This window comes from Bradyrhizobium manausense (genome assembly GCF_001440035.1).
Lineage (GTDB): Bacteria > Pseudomonadota > Alphaproteobacteria > Rhizobiales > Xanthobacteraceae > Bradyrhizobium > Bradyrhizobium manausense.
The window spans coordinates 1-4,070 of sequence record NZ_LJYG01000105.1 but is presented as its reverse complement, the minus strand read 5'-3'; the positions used below and the strand labels follow the sequence as shown (position 1 = coordinate 4,070).

The following is a 4,070-nucleotide window of genomic DNA, read 5'->3' as shown; positions in this document are numbered from 1 at the left end:
GCTCGCCCGTGAATAGCCCTGGCGGTTCTGCTGCATTGGGCGGGCGGAGACGCTGGCGCGGGATTCACTGGAGACGGGGCTGGCAAGCTTCAGCTCCTCCAGGAAGATGGGCCGCGCGAAATAATAGCCCTGCGCGTAGCGGATCTTGGTCGCGGCCTGCAAATAGGCGAGCTCCTCATAGGATTCGATCCCTTCGGCAATGACCGTCATGCCGAGCGCTTCGCTCAAGGATTCGATCGCGCGCAGAATGCCCTGGCTGCGCGGCCGCTTATGGATGTCGGTGATGAAGGAGCGGTCGATCTTGATCTCGTCGGCGGTGATGTCGGCGAGGGCCGACAGCGAGGAATAACCGGTGCCGAAATCGTCGATGGAGATGCCGACGCCGAGCTTGCGGAATATCGGCAGGATCTCGGCCTGGAAGTGGTTCTTGGCGACAAAGGCGTCTTCGGTCACCTCGATCATGAACCGCTGCGGGAAGCCGGTGTCATCCAGTGCCTGCGCAAAGCTGCGCATGAAGTCTGGATTGCCGGCCTGCTTGGCGGCGACGTTGATGCTGATGGTCGCTTCCGCACCGAAGGTCTCGTTGATCAGGTCGATCGACTTGACGATCTCGGCAAGCACGAGATGAGTGAGCTCATCGATCAGGCCGAGCTCGCCCGCCAGGTTGATGAACGAGCCCGGCGCCTGGATGACCCCCTCGTCGTCGCGCAGGCGCACCAGGGCCTCGATGCCCTTCACGGCCTGGGTGCGGATGTCGACCTTGGACTGGAAGGCGCAGCAGAAGCGCTTCTCGAGGATGGCCATCCGCAGCGACTGCTCGATCTTCATCCGCGCCAGCGCCTCGCGCTCCATGCCAGTATCGAAAAAGGCGCAGGATCCCTTGCCGTTGTTCTTGATGCGGTACATCGCGATGTCGGCGTTCTGGCGCAGCGTTTCGAAGCTGCTTCCATGGTCGGGATACAGGCTGACACCGACCGAGGTCGAGGCGAACACTTCCGAATTGTCGATGAAGAACGGAGCCGTCAGCCGCTGCAATGTCGTTGACATGAATTCGGCGACTTCCTCCTGGCTCCGGATGGGCGAGAGCAGCAGCAGGAATTCGTCGCCGGAGATGCGAGCCAGCATGTCGGACTCGCGCAGGTCTCGCGCCAGCCGTTTCGAAAGCTCGACCAGCAGCGCATCGCCGACGGCGTGGCCGTAATAGTCGTTGATATGCTTGAAATTGTCGACATCGAGAAAGGCCAGCGCGAAGCGCTCGTCGCTGCGGTCGCGCCAGAGCAGGCTGTTGGCGTGATGTTCGATCACGCGCCGCGAGGGCAGTCCGGTCAGCTCGTCGAAATAGGCCGAGCGAAACAACTGGTCTTCGAAATTCTTCTGCTCGGTGATATCAGCGGACGCCGAGATCAAGAGCTCGCGGCCGGCGAAGCGGACCGGCCGATGGGTGGTGAGCAACACCTGGCGTGCGGCGCCGTCTTGAAGCGCTTCTTCGGAGACAACAGGATGTCCGGCCCTGAGCGCGCGCTCGCAGGCCTCGCGGCGCTGCGCGAGATCCGGCGAGGGACGGCTGCCGTCCATGCCGAGCTGGGCGGCGGCGACATCGTTCACCAGCAGAAGCTTGCCCTGCGCGTCCTGCACGGTGAGGCCGGCAGGCAGCATTCTAACGATTTCCTTGAGAAATCCGAGCTCGGCTTCGCTCGCGCCGTCATATCCATCGTCGTTCATAGAATTCATGAATCTTGTTGTTCAGCGCGCCTTTGCAATGGGCGCGATCATGCGCAGTTCCCTCTTAGGTTTGGTTAAGGGGTCCGCTGAAATACGGGGGTGTTCTTTGAGAAACGCGGCGGGGCGAGGCGCGCCCTCGATCGTCATTAACAGAACGTCAACGGCACTTGCGAAAGCGCGGAGCGAAGCGCGCGGTCGGTTTTCGCATTCCCCGCGGCGCATCCTTCGAGACGCCCGCCTTTGGCGGGCCCTCAGGATGAGGACTGAGTGTGGCTTTGAGCGCGCGCCGATGCTCATTCAGCCTCATCCTGAGGAGACCGCTGGAAGCGGTCGTCTCGAAGGACGAGGCGTGCGCGCAAGGTTATTCGCTCTTGGGAATACGGCACTGCATGATGCAGTGCAGCCCGGTCTTCAAATACGAGATCTCGCTCTTGCCGTCGAAGGCTGATAGCGCCGACTTCAACAGCTTGGTACCGAAGCCGGGCGTGGAGATTTCGCCAACGGTCGGGCCCTCGGTTTCGTCCCAGGTGATGGTCAGACGGTCGTCATTGACGGTCCATGACACCTGCAACAATCCGCGTGGTGAGGAGAACGCGCCGTATTTGCCGGCGTTGGTGGCGAGCTCGTGAAACATCAATGACAGTGTCACCGCGAGCTTCGGCGGCAGGAACAGCCGCTCTCCATTGAGGGTGAAGCGGACATGGCCGTACGGGCCGAGCTCGGAGATCAGGAGATCGCGGATGTCGCAACCGCCCTTGTCGATCCGCGAGATCAGATCGTCGGTCGCGGCCAGCGAGCGCAGCCGCGGGTCGATCCGGGCCCAGACCTCCGGCTGGTCGTGCAGCACCTGGTGCATCACTGCGTGCACCGTCGACAGCTTGTTCTTCAGCCGGTGCTGCAGCTCGTCGACCAAGAGCTTGCGATACTCTTCCTCTTCGATCAGTCGCCTGGAGATCCGGCGCTGCTCGGCAAGCATCGTCCGATAATGCTCGACGCCCCAGATGGTCAGCGCGCAGACGCCCCAATAGAGCGTCAGCAGCACGAAACGCGCACGATCGGCAAACGCATCGCCGAAATTCAGGACGAAGCCGAGCACGCCGCCGACCAGCGCGGTCACGATGCCGACCCGGAATCCTCCGAAGGCGGCCGCAAAGAACACGGCGGGGAAGTATGGCGTGAAGTAGACGTCGGGGCGCACTTGCGCGAGCCCCCAGCGCGCCAGGGTCGAAAGCAGCAGGCAGGCCAGCGCGAACGCAAGGCTCAGGCCGAGCGGAGGTGTCGCAACGCCCTGCCAGCCCTTGCGGAATTCCTCGATCAGCTTCCCCATGCGCGGCCCGGTTGCGATCTTCGTCCGAAAATCGAGAGGCAGGCCACGATGTTACGCATCCCGGATGCGCAAGCAAAGCTTGCCTTGTCGCCAGGCAGAAGGAACAGTGACGGTTGCGGCGCCCGATGTCGCAGTGGCGTCATCGTTAGGTGTCCGCCATAGGCATCAAAATCATTCGAAAACAAGCACATTCGAGGGCAGGCTTGACGGCCAGGTCGCGGGAATCGCGGGGAGTGACGAGCGGGCTGGATTCCGTGGAAGTCTTCGTTGCCGAAGGTGCCAAAATTGTGATCGCGGGCGGGCGCATATCGGAGGGCGAGACGCTCCCTAGCGCAGAGCGTTTGTCGAGCGGAGATGCCGTAGGGTGGGCAAAGGCGTGCCCTTCGCGCGCCGTGCCCACCAATTGCTCCCAAGTGAAAGATGGTGGGCACGGCGCGCCGCGCCTTTGCCCACCCTGTACCCTTCTGACGTTCATGGCCGGCCTAGAGGTGTAGACTGGCCATTCGGGCCGATCCGTCGGGAGCAGCCTTGTCCACCCGTGCCTTGAGCACCCACGTAGGAACCGCGCCCCAGCGGAACGTCCGCGATCGAGATCCAGTAGGAGGTCATTGCGCCGAGAGCGCCAGTACAGGGATCGATCAGGATCGCGGTTGGCCCGCTTTGAGAGCGAGGAGATCCAACGATGGTCAAGGACGTGCAATGGTTCGTCGGGATCGATTGGGCAACGCGGAGTCATTGCGTTTGCCTGCTGGATGCGGAAGGACGGCCGGCCGGCCAGCGCGACTTTGCGCATGGTGGAGCCGGACTGACGGAGCTGTGTGATTGGCTGGTCGAAAAGACCAAGGCCGCACCGGGACAGATCGCGGTGGCAATCGAGACGCCGCATGGCCCAGTGGTGGAGATGCTGCTCGAGCATGGTTTTATGGTCTTTGCCATCAATCCCAAGCAACTCGACCGCTTCCGGGATCGCTTCACGGTGGCCGGTGCCAAGGATGATCGCCGCGACGCTCATGTGCTCGGA

3 protein-coding genes and 1 pseudogene are annotated in these 4,070 nt (G+C 62.5%); 2 read left to right on the top strand and 2 right to left on the bottom strand.

Annotated elements, in window-relative coordinates:
• Both AOQ71_RS28845 and AOQ71_RS28840 read right to left on the bottom strand, forming a co-directional pair.
• On the bottom strand, nucleotides 1-1,722 hold a 1,722-nt coding region (locus AOQ71_RS28845), incomplete at its 3' end, for a putative bifunctional diguanylate cyclase/phosphodiesterase (RefSeq protein WP_057754132.1).
• 361 nt (nucleotides 1,723-2,083) lie between these two features.
• Entirely contained in the window at nucleotides 2,084-3,049 is a 966-nt protein-coding gene (locus AOQ71_RS28840) for a sensor histidine kinase (RefSeq protein WP_057753908.1), read from the bottom strand.
• Between the two features lie 223 nt (nucleotides 3,050-3,272).
• Between AOQ71_RS28840 and AOQ71_RS50400 the strand changes: the two are divergent.
• Together AOQ71_RS50400 and AOQ71_RS43975 are read left to right on the top strand one after the other, a co-directional pair.
• Nucleotides 3,273-3,375: pseudogene (locus AOQ71_RS50400) on the top strand (2,5-dichloro-2,5-cyclohexadiene-1,4-diol dehydrogenase); the annotation flags it as partial.
• Nucleotides 3,376-3,731: 356 nt separating this feature from the next.
• On the top strand, nucleotides 3,732-4,070 hold a 339-nt coding region (locus tag AOQ71_RS43975; protein WP_157083506.1), incomplete at its 3' end, for an IS110 family transposase.

Coding starts and splice junctions, on each gene's coding strand:
- AOQ71_RS28840 (WP_057753908.1), bottom strand. CDS start 3,049: ATGGGGAAGCTGATCGAGGAATTCCGCAAGGGCTGGCAGGGCGTTGCG.